Origin of the sequence: Candidatus Rickettsia barbarica (assembly GCF_041477405.1) — a bacterium.
GTDB lineage: Bacteria > Pseudomonadota > Alphaproteobacteria > Rickettsiales > Rickettsiaceae > Rickettsia > Rickettsia rickettsii.
This window is the reverse complement of the sequence record NZ_JBEWYL010000002.1, coordinates 74,955-91,850: the sequence shown is the minus strand read 5'-3', so window position 1 is coordinate 91,850 and position 16,896 is coordinate 74,955. Positions and strand designations below refer to the sequence as shown.

Below are 16,896 nucleotides of genomic sequence, written 5' to 3'. Positions count from 1 at the left end.
AAGTAGTTTAAATAAACTTTAATTTAAAATCGTATGATTAAGAAAATAGTACAAAATACGAAAACTTTGCACGTACGTCCTAATGGAAGATCAGCTGATTACATAACGCCTAACTTCATGTATGGCTGTGCCGGAGGTTGTAGAAATAGTTATTGTTATGTTATGCATCATAACTATGAGACATTATATATCAATGAAAATATAGATCAAATACTTGACGTATTGGATAAACATATAGCAAATTTACCGACTAAAATTTCCAATCAAACAGATTCTAAATATTGGACATATGATATAGGTTGTTCTACCGATGTAAGTTTGCATTGGAAACACACTAATTGGTTAAAGATATTTAATTTCTTTAAAGAAGATCCACGTGCTAAAGCAACTGTTGCTACTAAATATGTCAATCCTAAGTTACTTAATTTTAATCCTGAAAACAAAATAAGGATTAGATTTAGTTTGATACCGACAAGAATGCGTGAGATATTAGAGCCAAAAACGAGTTCAATTATCGAGAGAATAAACGCGGTGAATATTTTTATTGAAGCAGGTTACGAAGTTCATATAAACTTTGCTCCTATTATTGCTTATGAAGGCTGGCTTACCGAATATGCAAAGTTATTTGAAGATTTAGCTCAATACATAAAAACAACCACTATAAACCGTTTATAAAAGCGGAATGCATATTTTTAACGCATAATGATAAGCAGCATGAAAGAAATATTGCCTCAAATAGATTAGAGAGTGAAGCTTTAATTTGGCAACCAAATTATACAGGAAAATAAAGTAAGCAAATATGGAGGCAAGGCGGTACGTTATAAAGCCGGTATTAAGAGTAGTTTTATCCAACGATGGAGTGTGTTGCATGACAGGTTGCGCCCATGGAATAAAATACGATATATATTCTAACTCTTCCTACTTATCAACATTACGAAACAAAAGCATAAAATTTAAAAATTACAGTTATAAATAAAAAATCACTTGCATGAAAATACACTTATGATATGTTTCTTCACGTTGGGTTTCAATTTTAGCTTCTATAAAAGTAACCCAACACTATTATCTCTCAGCTAATAGTGGATATAGTGTTAGTTGAGTACAAAAGTAAAAATATAAAAAACAAGTAAAATATCGAATAGGCAAAAAATCGTTTAGCTTGTTTGTTATCAGGGGTGTCATAGAATAAAGAACCGGCATAATATAGAAATACTACCCCAAGGATACCAGAAATTATTAAATATATAAAATTATTCATTCCAATAAAAAAAGGCATTAGCGAAACAATAAATAAAAGAATACTGTAAATTAGAATTTGTTTTTTAGTATATAAAGTCCCCTTTACTGCAGGCATCATCGGTACTTTACAGTTTTTATAGTCATCGTTACAGAATAAAGCAAGAGCCCATGAATGCGGCGGCGTCCAAATAAAAATAATCAAAAATAATATAATCGACTCTAGAGATATAGTATTGCTTACCGCTGCATAACCTATCACAGGAGGTAATGCTCCCGATACTCCGCCAATAACGATATTTTGTATAGAACGACGCTTTAACCAAATAGTATAAATACAGATATAATAAAAAATAGTGAATAGCAATAAAAAGGATGCAAGTAGATTAACACATAAAGCCATAAAAAATACTGCAAAAAATCCCGTTATCAAACCAAAAGATAAAGCTTCATCAGATTCTATAACTCCTCTTACTATCGGTCTTTTTTGGGTACGTTTCATTAAGCTATCGATGTCTCTATCGTACCACATATTAATTGCCCCCGCACTACCTGCCCCAAGCGCTATGCAAACAACTGCAATACCAGCAATAAACGGATGCACGGAATAAGGAGCAAGCCACATACCTACAAAACCCGTAAAAATCACAAGCGACATTACACGCGGCTTCATAAGTAAAATATAGTCTTTAACAGTACTTTGTGAATGATTGATTTTACCTAAATTGATTGGTCTTATTAAGGAACTCATATGAAATATTTTTTAATTAAATATAAAAAGTTTTAGGTTAAAAATCAATGATTGACTTTGATGCAAGAAATGTATATATTTTTTTGTAATTCAAATAATAAATAATAAGTTAAGGATATTATCAGTGACAAAAATTGTTCGTTCTAAATATAAAGCTAGTAGAAGACTTGGAGTAAGTCTATGGGGCGATAGCAAGGATGCTTTCAATACACGAAATTATCGTCCCGGGCAACATGGGCAGAATACCATGATTAAAACTTCAGATTATGGTTTACATTTAAAAGCTAAGCAAAGATTGAAATGCCACTACGGTCGTGTCACTGAAAAACAATTTAGAAATATTTTTGCACTTGCTCAAAAAATGAAAGGTAATACCGGTGAAAATTTCATTGGGTTACTTGAAAGTAGACTTGATACGGTAGTTTATAGAATGAATATAGCTCCAACTATTTTTGCTGCAAGACAGTTAGTTTCACACGGACATATTAAACTAAATGGTAAGAAAGCCGATATCGCAAGCATACGACTAAAGGCAGGCGATGTTATAGAAGTTAAAGAATCCGTAAAACAAATACCGCTTATCCAAGAATCCGTTTCAAAACAAGGTCAAACAACACCGGGATATTTATCATTTGATGTACCTTCATTAACCGGTAAATATTTAAGAGTTCCTGCTCTTTCTGATGTCCCATATCCTTTTGAAGCAGAAGTGCATTTAGTAATCGAGTTATATTCTCGTTAATAATTATAAAAAGGCAGGTTTTATTTAGCTGCCTTTTTACTTTCTTCCCTACACCTACATTTTTTCTTTATACTATAATACAACTTATCACCTAATTCGGCAGCTTTTATTAAAGATAGATTAGTTAAAAATTTAACGTCTGAGCTAAGAAAAAACTGTAATTTTTGACGAAGCAAGGAAGTATAAAAATGCTAATTTTTAGTATTTTTTTATTATTTTTATGAAGTGCCACGCTACTTTCAATCGCTCAAAAGGTAATTGCTGCGTGGATCAGTTTTTCAGTTGTTTTTGGATACCGTGGTTTGACCACGGTATAACACCGAGTGCCTTTTTCGATACACACAACAACGCCCACTCACAATAACGATATCTATTTTTAATAAAAATAATAGCTACTTCTACCTTTTCCAAAAAGTTAGCATATGGAACGCATTTAATAATTAGCGGTATAATTGGTTTTATTGTAAATGGGACAACAGGAAGCAGTCTTTTTGTTTCGGCAACTCTTGCTGATGAAATCTTAATAACCGAAGGGTATTTTCAGAAACATTATCTTACTTCTGCCACATTTAAAGGAAATTTAATCTACCCTATTACTACAAATCTCATCACAACTTTTCCTAATTATTCAGTACCAATTTATTTAACTTCTACAGATGCAATAGTAGGCTTAGCATATTATGGGACTGATTTCTTAAATTATCAGGAAAATTTAAAAGAAATTCAGATAAACTTAACTCCTAATATTAGGGTAATTTATCCTAATATACTTTCTAACAATTTTAAAAATGATTCAAAAAATGAAATTAAAGATGTAACCCAAGGGTTTTAGATTTAATTGAAGCATACATAAATAGTAGTTTTATTAACTATACCGGAAATGATGGCAATCATTAATTGCATTAACCTTACTCATACAGGACCCTAATGCTGATATAGGGCCTCTTGTTTCTCAAGGAGCAAAAATCAGTATTTTATGGTGTGGAAAAAATATAATAAGCACACTATTCCAATCATATAAAGTTTCTTTAACACAAAATACTCAAGATTTAATCGAACAAAAAACTTTAGAACTGTTACTAAACGAAGAATATACACGTAAAATCTTAGGATTAAAGGATATAGAAGCTATTACTAATAATTTATTTAATGATCTTAATAATACTTTCACTATTGGAATTTTACAATTAGGGAATTTAACCACTCAAAAAATTATACAGCTTATTGCATTGCAAGATATAATGAATTTAGTTCCAGGAGCCATTATATTTAATGCGTTTGAAAATATTAAGGAAAGATTTTTAAATATATTATATCAACTGAATATTTCTTACAGGCAAGAAGCCAGAGGAAATTAACGAAAATACAGCTTCTATAGTAAGAAATATATCCTCTAATACTTCAAATATCTTGTTAACTGATTCTGCTCAATTTGTACAAAATCAATATGCCAAGCAACTTAAAGCTAAAAAAGAAATATCAAAGAAAATGTTGTTTTTAGATAACACAAAAAATACTATAACTACTATACTAGATATCTCCGATAAATTCATAAAATCACTTTACTATATTTATAAAGTAAAAAATGGAGAGATTACGCCTGAGCAAGCTCTACTACTTAATCCTTGGCTTGAAACCTTAAAATCATTCTTAACAAGTTCCTCATTAAAAATAATCTTTAGTGGAGCAGTTAGATAACAAGTGAGAATTACAAAATTAATAGAGGCAATTTCTTCTGAGAATAAAAAAGGAATAACATGGTCTACTAATGATACAAACGATGAACTTGTAACTTCTGATTATAACCTCATTATAGAAGAAAGAACTATTTTGAGTTTTGAAAAATTAGTATTCAAACTAGGAGCACATGATCTTCTTTCAGCTTCCTCAGGAAAAGGCAACACTACTTTTTTAAAGAGTTTAGTCAATTGTATTGCTGATCCATGCCATAGCGTTGGTGCAATTTCCATACCTACCCATTATCAAAATCCAAAAGTAATATTCATTGATCATAATAGTTACATACCGGTTTAATCTACTTTATTTGAAATAATAACCTCCGACCTTGATCAATCAATCATTAAAAGTAATAAGCAATTATTAGAAGAAAAAATTAACACACTACTTATAAAATAAGATCTAGGTACATTAATTAAGCACTTAAGTGATAAAAATTATGATGTAATAAATGCACCAAGTGGCAGCAGTCAAAAGAAAAAATTGGAATCATTAAAGCTATAATTTCAAACCCTAAAATATTAATTTTAGACGAGGTATTTGCTAATCTTGATAAAATATCTATAGAAAATGCATAACAAGCTTTAAAAGAATTTTTACCGGAAACTTTAATGCTTGTAGTGCATCATGATGGTAAATCTCATGACTATAATAATTTTTATGATCAGTATAAATCTTGCAGATTTGTATGCTGAAATAAACTTATTAGGAGAATAGCTATTCTATTCAACCCTATATACTTGACTACTTTTCATTTATCATGAGTATATACTAAATCTAGATGTTCAATTATGGGAGTCTTTTAAGATTTCTTTATAGATTTCAAGGTTTTTTCTTAGCATCAGATCAAGAGAGAAATTATTAATTACCGTATGTCTTGCCGCTTCTTGGATTTTCTTAGCAAGATCAGTACCTAAAATCGAGAAACAATAATCGATTTTCTGTGCTAACGCTTCGGCATTATTTGGTTCTACGTGGAAACCGGTTATATTATTATTTATTGTCTCTACTGCCCCACCGATATTAGTTGCAATAACAAGCTTCTTCATCGCCTGCCCTTCTATAATAGTACGCCCGAAAGCTTCAGGCTCAATTGAGGCAGAAATGATAATATCGGAAATCCCATATAGGTTTATTATATCCGAATCATTACCAAAAATTTGAATTTTATTTTGAAGTTTTAAATTAGCTATAAGCTCTTTTACTCTATTAGTAAAATTGGGATGTCTAGATACATCACCGACCATTAAACAATAAAAGTCTCTATGTTTTAATGTACTTAATGCTTCTACTAGAACAAGATGTCCTTTCCAACTTGTCATTCTAGAAGGCATTAATATTATCGGCACGTTACTCGGTACATCATATTTATCACAACATTTTTCAAGTTTTTCCGGCGTTAAATTTGCGGGATCGAAATAATCACAATTCACTCCACGCTCAATTACTACTATTTTATCTTCATCAATTTTATAGTTTTCGAGCAAGTGTTGTTTTACAAAATTAGACACGGCAACAACTTTCTTGCCTTTTAGCATTATGCTATTATAATATTTTTTAAAACTATTCGGAATATTATAAACCCCATGAAAGGTAGTCAAAAATTTAGCATTTGTCCATTTTGTTGCTAGATATGAACTCCACGCCGGTGCTCTTGATCTTGTATGAACTATATCAACATTATATTTTTTGATTATTTCTGCTATCAATTTTGCATTATTCAGAATTACAAAAGGATTTTTACTGTTACTATTCATTTCAATATGCAATATATCTTCCTTATCTAACTCTTTAACTAGAGTACCGCCTGCTGACATTATGATAGGAGTATGACCGAGAATTTTAAGATATTTTGCAACTTCTATAGTACCTCTTTCAACCCCTCCCGAAACTAGAGCAGGTACTACTTGCAAAATAGTATATTTATTGTATCGTTTACTTGACTTTAATGAAGACATTAAATCTCAATCTATTAAAATAATTATTTAAAATGCACAAACTTTATAATAAAACACAAGACAAATTTATTGTCTATGATAATTATAGAATAATTAATACAAATATTCCATCTGTAATTTTTTTACACGGCTTGATGTCTAGTATGCAATCAACTAAGGCTATCTATTTAATAGATTATTGTAAAAAAAACAATTATAATTTTATTGTTTTTGATAATTTCGGCCATGGAAACGCATCAGGACAATTTAAGGATCAAACAATTAGTGATTGGTTAGAAGGAGTATCACTAATTTTAGATAAATTAATTAATACGGAGGCGATATTAGTAGGTTCGAGCATAGGAGGATGGCTAGCACTTCTTGCGGCTTTAAGATTTCCTGATAAAATAAAGGGACTTGTGTGTGTAGCCCCTGCTCCAGATTGTACTGAAAATATTTGGCAAAATATATCTCTAAATGATCAAAATAAGATGCAAAAAGAGGGAATACTAGAAGTAAGCGGTAAAAATTGTGAGCATAAATATCCTATAAGCTATAAACTGATAGAAGATGCAAAAAAACATTTATTATTGACACAGAAACAGATTGATATAAATATACCTGTACATCTCATTCATGGAATGTTAGATGAAGACGTGCCTTATAATGTTTCAGTAAAATTATTAGAAAAAATAACGAGCAAACAAATAGTAATGAAGCTAATTAAAGACGGTCACCATAATTTATCTAGAGAAGAAGATTTAAAGGTAATGACAAATTCCTTAGAAGAAGTAATTAGACTCTTAAGTAAGATTAAATAAACAATAACTATGTATAGCAACATAAATAAAGTTCATGATTTTAAAGAAGTTATAGAAGCGGTAAAACAAGCCGATAATACTAGCTTGGTGCTTTTTGATGTAGATGAAGTAATTGTAATGGATAGTGATGAATCTAGGTTAACACATGATTATAGAAAAGAATTAATGAAGAACATTGAAAAAAGACTTACTAGAAAAGAATGTGAATTGTTACTTAGTATTGTTCTTAAAGATAGGAAAGCTAGATTTGTTAACCCAGATATCTTAACGATATTTGCTCTACTTACAGAAAAAAATGTACCGGCAATGGGTCTTACTAAACTTCCTACCGGTAAATTCGGCGTAATTGAAGATATGATCGAATGGAGAATTCGTGAACTCACTGAATTAAAGGTAAATTTTCAAGAATTTTCACCTTTAGAAGATGAGATAATAATAGAAGATTTTAATGCCGGTTACGGTAAACCTACATTACAAGACGGAATAATTTACACTGCGGAATATGATAAAGGAAACATGCTTGAGTATGTATTACGAAAAACAAGTTATTATCCACAATCAATAATATTTATCGATGATATAGAAGAAAATTTATTATCATTACAAGAAATTTGTAAGAAACTAAAAATTAACTATCAAGGATTTGAGTTTACCGGTTCTGCTATCGTTCCTGAACCTGTTCTTGATGCACAATTAGAAAAAATTAGATTTGAAATTCTAGAAAAAGAATATAAATGGTTAACGGATGAGGAACTGAAAAAGCATACTTTGTCATCTAGTAGCTTGTCCACAGTATCCAGCTAAAAATGTCACAACAACATACACTTTAGTTGCTTTTCCTAGATGCCGTGGACAAACTACTAGATGACAAAGTATGCACCTTAGAGTATAATATATGATGTCTGCAAAACTTATTGTTCTTTTTACCTTACTTATCTCGTTTTCTACTATGGCAAGTAAAAAGGAAGAAGAAAAAATTACAGCAGTAAAAGCAACTAAAGTACAAATTGCTGAGCTTTACGACATATTTAATATTGTAGGGCAATGCCAGAATGATAATAGTCGTGATTATTATGCCAATGCCACCGGAGTAGTTGAACAAGTCTCAGCACATCAAGGAGAAATAGTAAAAAAAGGGGATATATTGCTAGTTATAGATAAAAACATAGCAGAAACCACTAAATCTAGAGCAGCAGCGTTATTAAATACAAAACAAGAAGATTATAATAGAAAAGAAACTTTATTCGCTAAAAAATTTGTAAGCAACGAGGAATATAACAGGTCAAAAAGCGAACTTGAAGATGCAAAATTTAATTATTCCAAAGCTCTAAAAACATATAATGATATGATAATTACTGCACCCTACTCTGGTAAAATAGGCGTAATTAAGTCTATGGTCGGCGATGAAGTAAAAATAGGTGACTATCTTTTTAGCATTACCGGAACAGAAAATTCACAAGGTATTTTTATTGAATTGCCGGAGTCTTTAAGCAGAAAAGTTGGCGTCGATACTGAAGTTTTAATTGCAGGAAAAATTAAAAGTACAATCGGGGCAGTATCGCATTACTTATCAGACAATGGTACTTTAACAGCTAAAATTATTTTACCTATGGGTACAAAAATCCTGCATAATAGCTTTGTAGATGTTATGCTTATAATTAACCCTCATAAAAACCTAACCGTTCCTGAAAGTTGTATTCAACGAAATAATCAAGGTACTTTTATTTATAAAATAGAAGGTTATACGATAAAACAATTATATGTAAAAATCGGTACACGTACAGAAGGTCTAATTGAAATTATCTCTGACGATATTAAAGCAGGTGACTTAGTCGTTACCGAAGGTATGACTAAAATTGGTGATGGCTCAAAAGTTAAGATACGTGAGGAATAGTTATTTATATATGCTTTTTAAGCCATCTCTGTATTCTAAAGATTGTTGCACGTATTCCTTCTTGCCTTATAGAAGTAATAGTTAATAAAATCAAAATTTTTGTCACAAAGCAATAGGTTCGTATTTTTTGAATTACATAATTATTTTTGAAAAAAGAAATATTACTTTTTTTATAGTCTTTATTTTTATTTTCTAGTAATCTTAATTGTGTAACAGCTGCTAATAACAAATTAATAGTAAACGGACTAAATTTACTTAAATAAGAATCATTAAGAACATAAGAAGTAATATTTATTAAACCTACTGAATATTTATTTGGGTCCATAAACGTATTAGTACCACCGCTAATTCGTACTTTAGACAATTCTTTGTCTATACCGCCTATTGAGTTTTTACTAGCAATAGATATCCATAAACAACAATCTTCACCGCTTCTTATATTTTCAGGAAATAAATTTTCTTGAAATAATGTCAAAGTTCCCATAACTGTCGGCATTGCTATTGGACAAGTTTGTATGACTTGAGGAAAAACATTGCCACTAAAAAGCCCGGAATGAACAGATTCGATATATTTTCCTTTTTCATTTATTTTTTGATATGAAGTATGAGAAAATATAAAATTATTTTCTTCCATAAACTTTAATTGGATTTCTATTTTATCCTTATAAAATAAATCGTCCGAATCAAGGAAAGCAATATATTTTCCTATAGCATTTTTAATACCTAAGTTACGTGCAGCAGCAGGTCCTTCATTTTTTTTATGAAAATATTTTATTCTTTTATCTTTTTTGCATATTGCAGTTAATTCTGATATATCATCAGTCGACCCATCATCTATTATAAGTATCTCAAAATTTTTGTGTGTTTGAATAAGTACACTTTCTATAGCTTCAATTGCCCAATTTATTCTATTATATACCGGTATAATAATACTAACTTTAGTATCATTTAGTACTTGTTTAGCCATAGTATTTGCTAAATCACAGGCTTTTTTATACGGAGTATTATTGGATAAAAAAGTAGCTGTACGAGTTAAAAATAAATAAGAAGAACCTTCCATTTTGATCATTTCTTCTTCTGTTAACTCGTGAAGAAACGATGACCATAATACATTACATTCTTCGTTATGATTTGATATTTTTTTACTACCTTGCTCTGAATGAAAACGAGATTTAATTAGGATAGATTCGTCAAAATGAATAGGGGCAACACGGAAAATTTTAAACCATAAATCATAATCTTGCGTTGTCGGTAAAGCCTCATTAAATATACCGACTTCATGAAAATATTTAGCAGGCATCAATAACGAACAACCATGTATTAATCCTCGTAATAAAGGTAATAAAGAAATATTAAGTTTATTTATAGGTAGCACACTATCCGGTTTAATATAACGTAGAGAGTTGCCTTTTTCATCGATTAATTCATAACCACCGTAAATGATAGTATCTTTATTATCTAATTTATTTAATATGTCAACTTGATGCTCGATTTTATTAGGATAATATATATCATCATGGCTAAGCCACGAAAAATATTCCCCTTGCATGTTTTTTATACCGTAATTTAAGGCCGAACCGCAACCTCCGTTTTCTTTATGAAAATAGCGTATTTTATCACCATATGATAATGCTACACGTTCTGTCTCTCCATTATCTTTTGAACCATCATTAACAACAATAATTTCAATATTTTTGTAAGTTTGTGCTAAAGCACTATTTATAGCTTCTTTCATATAATTAGCCCCATTATAGACAGGTATAATAATGGAAACTAAAGTATGATAAATATTTAGAGGTTTATCTTTTCTAGTTGTCATAACTTTTAAAAATAATTTATAAAATGCTAGTTTTATTGTTTAAATTTTCTATAGAGCTTTAGCAAAATAGATTTTTCTTCTTCACTAATAATTAGTTTATTTTTAAAGTTTTATTTCTTCTAAAGCATTATTTAGCTCTGTTACAGTATTATTTAATTTAGTGTTTCTCTTCGCTATGTTTAAAATGCATCTCTAGTTTGCAGCAATTGTTTTAATATATCTTGGGATTGCAAACCTAGCTTTTCTAAAAATTCCAGAGTCCAAGCTGAGATTGGATAGTGAAATAATTGTTTTATAGGCTTTAAATCTGAGTTACTATATATACAGATTATAGAATTAGGAGGATTTTTTCAGAATGCGTGTCGTTAGTTACACCATCTACTCCTTCATAGAAAAATTCTTTGTTCGGATATGATTCAAAGTCTTTTTCAGTAATTCAATTAACTAAATGATGTATATGCCCTTCCGGTTCATTAAAAGGTACATTTACTATTAATCGTTTTTTATATTTAAGATTAAGTGCTAGATTTAACCCATCTTCAATATGCTCAAGTGCATGTCGTGATACAATATAATCACATTCTTCTGCCTTTTTAATAAAACTAACTAAATCAGCTTTAATATATTGTATATTAGATGCTCCACAATTTTGTTCAGCATAAATTATAGATTCTTTACTGATATCTATTGCTGTAATTTCTACTCCTAATATATCGGCTAAGCATGAAAGTTCCGTGTCCCATTCCACAACCTATATCTAAAATTTTTATTTTTTGATTTAGCATTAATGGGCTATTAAGTATATCGGCTTCTATAATTTTTTTAAAAATCTTATAGCTACTTTTATTACGCATTACCTTTAAAACATCATAAGTTGCCCCAAGAATTAATCTTTCTCCATCATTATAAATTTCTTCTAACATAAATTATTTAAACTATTATAATTTTAATAAATATTCGGCGATAAATACAGCAGGGTTTTCTACAGGATCAAGCATCTTTTTAAATTGATTTCTGCCACTACTATTTTCATAATAAGGTAAATAATGATTTTGCTTAATAAATTCTATATAGTTAATAATATCTTGCGGCTCATAAGCAAAATACATATATTTTTTTAATTCTTTAGATAGAGCATTGCTATTAAATTCATTATTCCAACCATTACTTAAGTAAATTATAGGCTTATCGGCAACTACTACTTCAGCAAGAGATGAAGTACCGTCACTTATTACAATATCTGACATCATTATATCATCCAGTAACGACCTGAATGCATGTGGAGAAACAGTAACATTCTTTAAAGAGTTAAATCTACTTAATATATTATCCATATCACTTTGGCTTAAGTAATTTTTACCGACTGCATAGGTAAATAGTGTAACATGCGGTCTTATAATAAAATGAATATTAGGATGTTGTAATGCATAATTATAGAAAAAATAGTGATAATTTAAGAAAGTAGAACCTCCTTCATATAAATCTCTATTTTTAAATGATAATTCCCATCTAGGAAGCCATAAAATGGTTTCCGAGTTTGGTTTTGCTTTAATATTATAATTTCTTACTTCATAGTATGGTTGATAACCTGAAACAATAACTCTATCCTTAGGAAATTTATAATTACTAATAAAGATATCCTTTGTACTTTCTGAATCAACAAATACCGTCTCTATGCAACGTGATAACTTATCATCATCAATATTTTTTTGATGAAAGATATGCGGACCATAGACTATATACATAATTTTTGTTTTAGTTCCTCTAAAGCTCTTATACAAATTAGCAGCCGTAAAAGGTTCTGATATATAGCCTTGAAAATTTTCGTAAGGATTTTGCGTAAAGATAAAATCCGGCTGATAATTTTTTAGTTCAGAAATTTCACATTTTGTATTAACATTTGAATAAGAAGCATACTTACCACATGGATATATCACATCTTGTGCATCAAATTTACTAATAAACCCGGTATCTATTCCTCCTTGAATATTGGGATGAGGATGAGGTACTATTACAATTTTGACATCATGACCTATTTTTTTCATCTCATTATACATTGCGTATACGCTTTTGCCACCGAATGTCTCTGTACTAACAAGGAAAACTATTTTTTTATAAGAATTTTCTTTGGAATAGCAAAAAGAAGATATAAGAGTTATTAGTAAAAAAACACTTAAAAATAAAGTGTTAAGTTTTATTAATTTAAAAAATTTCATGTTTTTGATATGATAATAATGAATAGGATTACTTTTTAAACCATACTGTATGGTTAACATAATCCACATAACTTAAGACTATACGTAATATTTTCTTTGATACAAGTCCTGCTTCTGCATAATCCGGCACGATCTCTTGCAAGCGTTTATTATTCTCGTGTTCTTCCGTAATAGCTTTCACCGATTGTAGTACCCGTTCAGCCTTAAAACCCGACATAATAAGCGTTCCGGCATCCATACCTTCAGGACGTTCATGTGCTTCTCGAATATTTAAAGCAGGTAAATTAAGTATAGATGCCTCTTCAGTGATAGTACCGCTATCGGATAAAATACAAAATGCATTCATCTGAAGTTTGACGTAGTCCGTAAACCCGAAGGCTGGCAAAAATCTTATTTTATCGCCAAGTTCTTTAAACTCCTCTAAATCCTCAAGCCTTTTTTTAGTCCTTGGGTGTGTTGAGAAGATTACAGGAAAATTATACTCTTTAATAAGCGTTTGTAAACTACTTAATAATTCTTTCAGATTATTTTTGACATCAACATTTTCCTCACGATGTGAGCTAATTAAGAAATATTGCTTTGTGGTAAGTGACAATTTATCTAAAATATCAGACTTTAATATTTTAGACATAAAGCGATCAAGGACCTCAGGCATATGCGAACCTGATTTAAAAATAAGCTCAGACGGTAAACCTTCAAAAATTAAATAACGTCTTGCATGCTCGGTTAACGTAATGTTAACGTCACTAATATGATCAATGATTTTACGGTTTATTTCTTCAGGTACACGCTGATCAAAACAACGATTTCCCGCTTCCATATGAAAAATCGGAATTTTACGGCGTTTAGCAGCAATTGCCGATAAACATGAATTAGTATCACCGTAAAATAGAACGGCGTCAGGCTTTTCTTTCTCAAGTACTGCATCAACTTTTTCGATAATAAGCCCGATAGATTTTGCCGTATTATCTGCTGCTACTTCTAAGAAATAATCGGGTTTTCTAATTCCCATATCATCAAAAAAAACCTGATGTAATTCATATGCATAATTTTGACCGGTGTGAACTAGGATGTGATGAGTATATTTATCAAACTCAGCAATCACGCAGCATAGTTTAATAAGTTCAGGACGAGTACCAACAATCGTCATTACCTTAAGCATTTTTTAGCTCCTCTTGTACGTAATCAAGAGTCAGTAATAACTCTTTTACTTCTTCTAAATTTAAACGTTTTGTATTATGGGAAGTGTAATCCTCTAAAAGCGCTACTTTCTTTTCACCTTCAACAAAATATTTTGCATAATTAAGATCACGCCCGTCCATAGGAATACGGTAATAACCCCTTAAATCATCAGCTTTTGCCATTTCTTCTGATGATACTAATGATTCGTAATGTTTTTCGCCGTGACGTGTACCGATAAAACGTATTTCATTTTTACTATCGAATATATCTTGTAACGCTTTTGCGAGTACTTCAATTGTGCTTGCCGGAGATTTTTGTACGAAAATATCACCCTGATGACCATGCTCAAACGCATATAAAACTAAATCCACCGAATCTACAAGCGACATTAAAAAACGTGTCATTGACGGTTCTGTAATGGTTAGTTCCTTACCTTGTTTTATTTGATTGATAAAAAGAGGAATGACCGAACCTCTAGAAGCCATAACGTTACCGTATCTAGTAACGCACAGCACAGTCTCACCTGGAGAACGCATACGTGCTTTTGCTATTGCTAACTTTTCCATTAATGCTTTAGATAATCCCATTGCATTAATTGGATATACAGCCTTATCGGTACTCAGTACAATAACTTTTGTAACTTTGTTATTAATAGCAGCACTTAAAACATTTTCAGCACCTAAGACGTTAGTATTTATTGCTTCCATAGGATAAAATTCACAAGTCGGAACCTGCTTTAAAGCAGAGGCATGGAATACATAATCTACACCATGCATTGCCTCATCAATACTTTTATAATTGCGTACGTCCCCGATATAGAATTTAAGTTTCGGATTATTTAAGGCAATACGCATATCCTCTTGCTTTTTTTCATCTCTACTGAAAATACGAATTTCCTTAATATCGTTAATAATACCGGATTTAAGAAAACGAGAAAGCACTGCATTACCAAACGAACCGGTGCCTCCTGTAATCATTAAAGTTTTATCTACAAACATTATATATAAATACCTATTTTGTTATTATTCATTCTGTCATTGTGTCAATCGAGAAACACTCTAAGGTAGTCATCCTGTGGCTTGTCCACAGGGTCCAGTTATAAAAAATACAAACATAAAAAGCTCGATTTATCTCACTTTATACTGGATTCCGTGTACAAGCCTATATTCGCAATGACAATTTACTTAAACTCACACATACGCTTTACAAGCTCACGCCATTCAGGAGGCGTATATCCCGTCACCTCATTAAAACGAGTGCTATCTAGTGAGCGATCTACTACAAGCTCATCTGATGAAATAATATCGATGTCTTTATTATATATTTCTGCTACTAATTTTAACAATTCTAACTTATTAATCGGTTTTGAGGCAACATGATAAAGCCCGTGCAACTCTTTATTAGGTAACACAAAATCCCTTATTATTCTTGCAAGCTCTACTGTCGGGAATCCTGAATAAATAGCTTTCTCAAACCCTTTCACTGAACCTTCTGCACTTAAAAACCAATTGATTAAGCTTCTATTGCCTGCTAGTTCATGACCTATAATGGAAGTACGCAATGTGATAGCATGCGGATAATCTACCTCACCAAGAAATTTTGAACGACCGTAAAGGTCATAACAGTCAGAAAAATCGCTTTCCTTATAATTACCTTTTTTTCCTGAAAACACACAATCAGTACTAATATGGATTAACCTTGAATTAGCTAGTTTACATAAATTAGCTAGCCTATGAGGCAGCAAACTATTTATCGGTAATGCTTTTAACGGGTCATTAGCATCTGCCAATTGTTTTACAAGCCCTATACAATTTATTACTATATTGGGTTTTGTTTGATTAAATACCTCAACTAACGCATCATGGTTCTCAACATCTACATTTGTAATTAATTTATCGGATAACTCCTTAGAAAAGTAAGAACGAGCTGAATTATTTCGGGCTGTCGCAAAAATGTCAAATTTTTTATCACTACTTAAAAACCTGAATATGCTATTACCTAGCATACCGGTAACACCTAAAATTAATATTTTCATAGTATATTTTATTTATTTTTACCGAATCGGTTCTATCATAAATAATATATCTTTACAATAGTGTTTTGAGTGCATAACAATATTGAGTTATAAATAATTAACTTGCCATAGAAAAGGTTCTTATTCTATCTTCTGTAATGTTCCAACCATTTATCTTCTGCAAGCTCTAAATCATATTGGTCTTGCATATTCCCAACGAGGATTAATATTAAAATACTTACCCAAACGAAGGACTGTATCAGCGGCAATTAAACGATGATGCTTAATTCTATTATTGATCCTAGTAACGGGTACATCAATATCACGAGCACGTTTGCTTTGACTAATCCCCATAGGTTCCATAAATTCTACTAGTAAAATTTGTCCCAGTGAAATAGGAGGTAATTTATTCTTGGCTTTGTTGCATGGACCGTTTTATGTCATTCCCGCGTAGGCGGGCATCCAGTAAAACCTATAAAAACAAGTTTTTATAGGTTTATTTCGTCAAATATGCCACTTCTATATCAATATTGAAGTTATTTTGCTG

The 16,896-nt window shown here is 30.9% G+C and carries 15 protein-coding genes and 1 pseudogene; 7 read left to right on the top strand and 9 right to left on the bottom strand.

The window, feature by feature from the left end:
• Positions 1 to 33 precede the first annotated feature (33 nt).
• Positions 34 to 675 (top strand): spore photoproduct lyase family protein, encoded by a 642-nt coding sequence (locus ABVF33_RS02985; RefSeq protein WP_499706213.1) that lies wholly within the window; start codon positions 34 to 36, stop codon positions 673 to 675.
• Positions 676 to 1,069: 394 nt separating this feature from the next.
• Here the strand turns inward: ABVF33_RS02985 and cyoE are convergent, their stop codons facing one another.
• Positions 1,070 to 1,987 (bottom strand): heme o synthase, encoded by a 918-nt coding sequence (gene cyoE / locus ABVF33_RS02980; protein ID WP_499706212.1) that lies wholly within the window; start codon positions 1,985 to 1,987, stop codon positions 1,070 to 1,072.
• A gap of 124 nt (positions 1,988 to 2,111) precedes the next feature.
• Between cyoE and rpsD the strand changes: the two genes are divergently transcribed.
• The 3 genes from rpsD (at position 2,112) to ABVF33_RS02965 (ending at position 4,763) form a co-directional block, all read left to right on the top strand.
• Positions 2,112 to 2,729 carry a 30S ribosomal protein S4 gene (rpsD, locus tag ABVF33_RS02975; protein ID WP_010977111.1) on the top strand — a complete coding sequence of 206 codons (618 nt, stop codon included), beginning with the start codon at positions 2,112 to 2,114 and terminating at the stop codon, positions 2,727 to 2,729.
• Between the two features lie 1,410 nt (positions 2,730 to 4,139).
• On the top strand, positions 4,140 to 4,427 hold the full coding sequence (locus tag ABVF33_RS02970) for an ABC transporter ATP-binding protein (protein WP_499706211.1): 288 nt from the start codon (positions 4,140 to 4,142) through the stop codon (positions 4,425 to 4,427).
• Between the two features lie 3 nt (positions 4,428 to 4,430).
• Positions 4,431 to 4,763, top strand: coding sequence for a hypothetical protein (locus ABVF33_RS02965; protein WP_499706210.1), 333 nt, complete (start codon positions 4,431 to 4,433; stop codon positions 4,761 to 4,763).
• A gap of 488 nt (positions 4,764 to 5,251) precedes the next feature.
• On the opposite strand, the gene ABVF33_RS02960 is transcribed toward ABVF33_RS02965, so the two are convergent.
• Positions 5,252 to 6,424, bottom strand: a complete 1,173-nt coding sequence (locus ABVF33_RS02960) for a glycosyltransferase family 4 protein (protein WP_499706209.1) — start codon at positions 6,422 to 6,424, stop codon at positions 5,252 to 5,254.
• A 32-nt stretch (positions 6,425 to 6,456) separates the two neighbouring features.
• On the opposite strand from ABVF33_RS02960, the gene ABVF33_RS02955 reads away from it, so the two are divergent.
• The 3 genes from ABVF33_RS02955 to ABVF33_RS02945 all read left to right on the top strand — a co-directional run bounded on the left by ABVF33_RS02955 (position 6,457) and on the right by ABVF33_RS02945 (position 9,118).
• Complete coding sequence (locus ABVF33_RS02955; RefSeq protein WP_499706208.1) at positions 6,457 to 7,224, top strand: alpha/beta hydrolase; 768 nt, start codon at positions 6,457 to 6,459, stop codon at positions 7,222 to 7,224.
• Between the two features lie 9 nt (positions 7,225 to 7,233).
• Positions 7,234 to 8,028: a DUF2608 domain-containing protein gene (locus ABVF33_RS02950; RefSeq protein ID WP_499706207.1), complete on the top strand. Its 795-nt coding sequence runs from the start codon at positions 7,234 to 7,236 to the stop codon at positions 8,026 to 8,028.
• A gap of 91 nt (positions 8,029 to 8,119) precedes the next feature.
• Positions 8,120 to 9,118, top strand: a complete 999-nt coding sequence (locus tag ABVF33_RS02945; RefSeq protein ID WP_499706206.1) for an efflux RND transporter periplasmic adaptor subunit — start codon at positions 8,120 to 8,122, stop codon at positions 9,116 to 9,118.
• Between the two features lie 4 nt (positions 9,119 to 9,122).
• Here the strand turns inward: ABVF33_RS02945 and ABVF33_RS02940 are convergent, their stop codons facing one another.
• The 7 genes and pseudogenes from ABVF33_RS02940 to ABVF33_RS02910 form a co-directional block, all read right to left on the bottom strand.
• Positions 9,123 to 10,937, bottom strand: coding sequence for a glycosyltransferase family 2 protein (locus ABVF33_RS02940; protein ID WP_499706205.1), 1,815 nt, complete (start codon positions 10,935 to 10,937; stop codon positions 9,123 to 9,125).
• Positions 10,938 to 11,373: 436 nt separating this feature from the next.
• A pseudogene (locus ABVF33_RS02935) lies at positions 11,374 to 11,860 on the bottom strand (class I SAM-dependent methyltransferase).
• Between the two features lie 15 nt (positions 11,861 to 11,875).
• Positions 11,876 to 13,222 (bottom strand): hypothetical protein, encoded by a 1,347-nt coding sequence (locus tag ABVF33_RS02930; RefSeq protein ID WP_499706204.1) that lies wholly within the window; start codon positions 13,220 to 13,222, stop codon positions 11,876 to 11,878.
• Entirely contained in the window at positions 13,182 to 14,315 is a 1,134-nt protein-coding gene (gene wecB, locus ABVF33_RS02925) for a non-hydrolyzing UDP-N-acetylglucosamine 2-epimerase (protein WP_499706203.1), read from the bottom strand. Before wecB ends, ABVF33_RS02930 begins: the two co-directional genes overlap by 41 nt.
• Complete coding sequence (gene capD, locus ABVF33_RS02920; protein ID WP_499706202.1) at positions 14,308 to 15,333, bottom strand: UDP-glucose 4-epimerase; 1,026 nt, start codon at positions 15,331 to 15,333, stop codon at positions 14,308 to 14,310. The genes wecB and capD overlap by 8 nt, the downstream gene beginning before the upstream one ends.
• Positions 15,334 to 15,515: 182 nt before the next feature.
• Positions 15,516 to 16,370, bottom strand: coding sequence for a dTDP-4-dehydrorhamnose reductase family protein (locus ABVF33_RS02915; protein ID WP_499706201.1), 855 nt, complete (start codon positions 16,368 to 16,370; stop codon positions 15,516 to 15,518).
• A gap of 171 nt (positions 16,371 to 16,541) precedes the next feature.
• A complete protein-coding gene (locus ABVF33_RS02910; protein ID WP_499706200.1) occupies positions 16,542 to 16,703 on the bottom strand; it encodes a helix-turn-helix transcriptional regulator in 162 nt (53 codons plus the stop codon).
• Between the last annotated feature and the right edge of the window lie 193 nt (positions 16,704 to 16,896).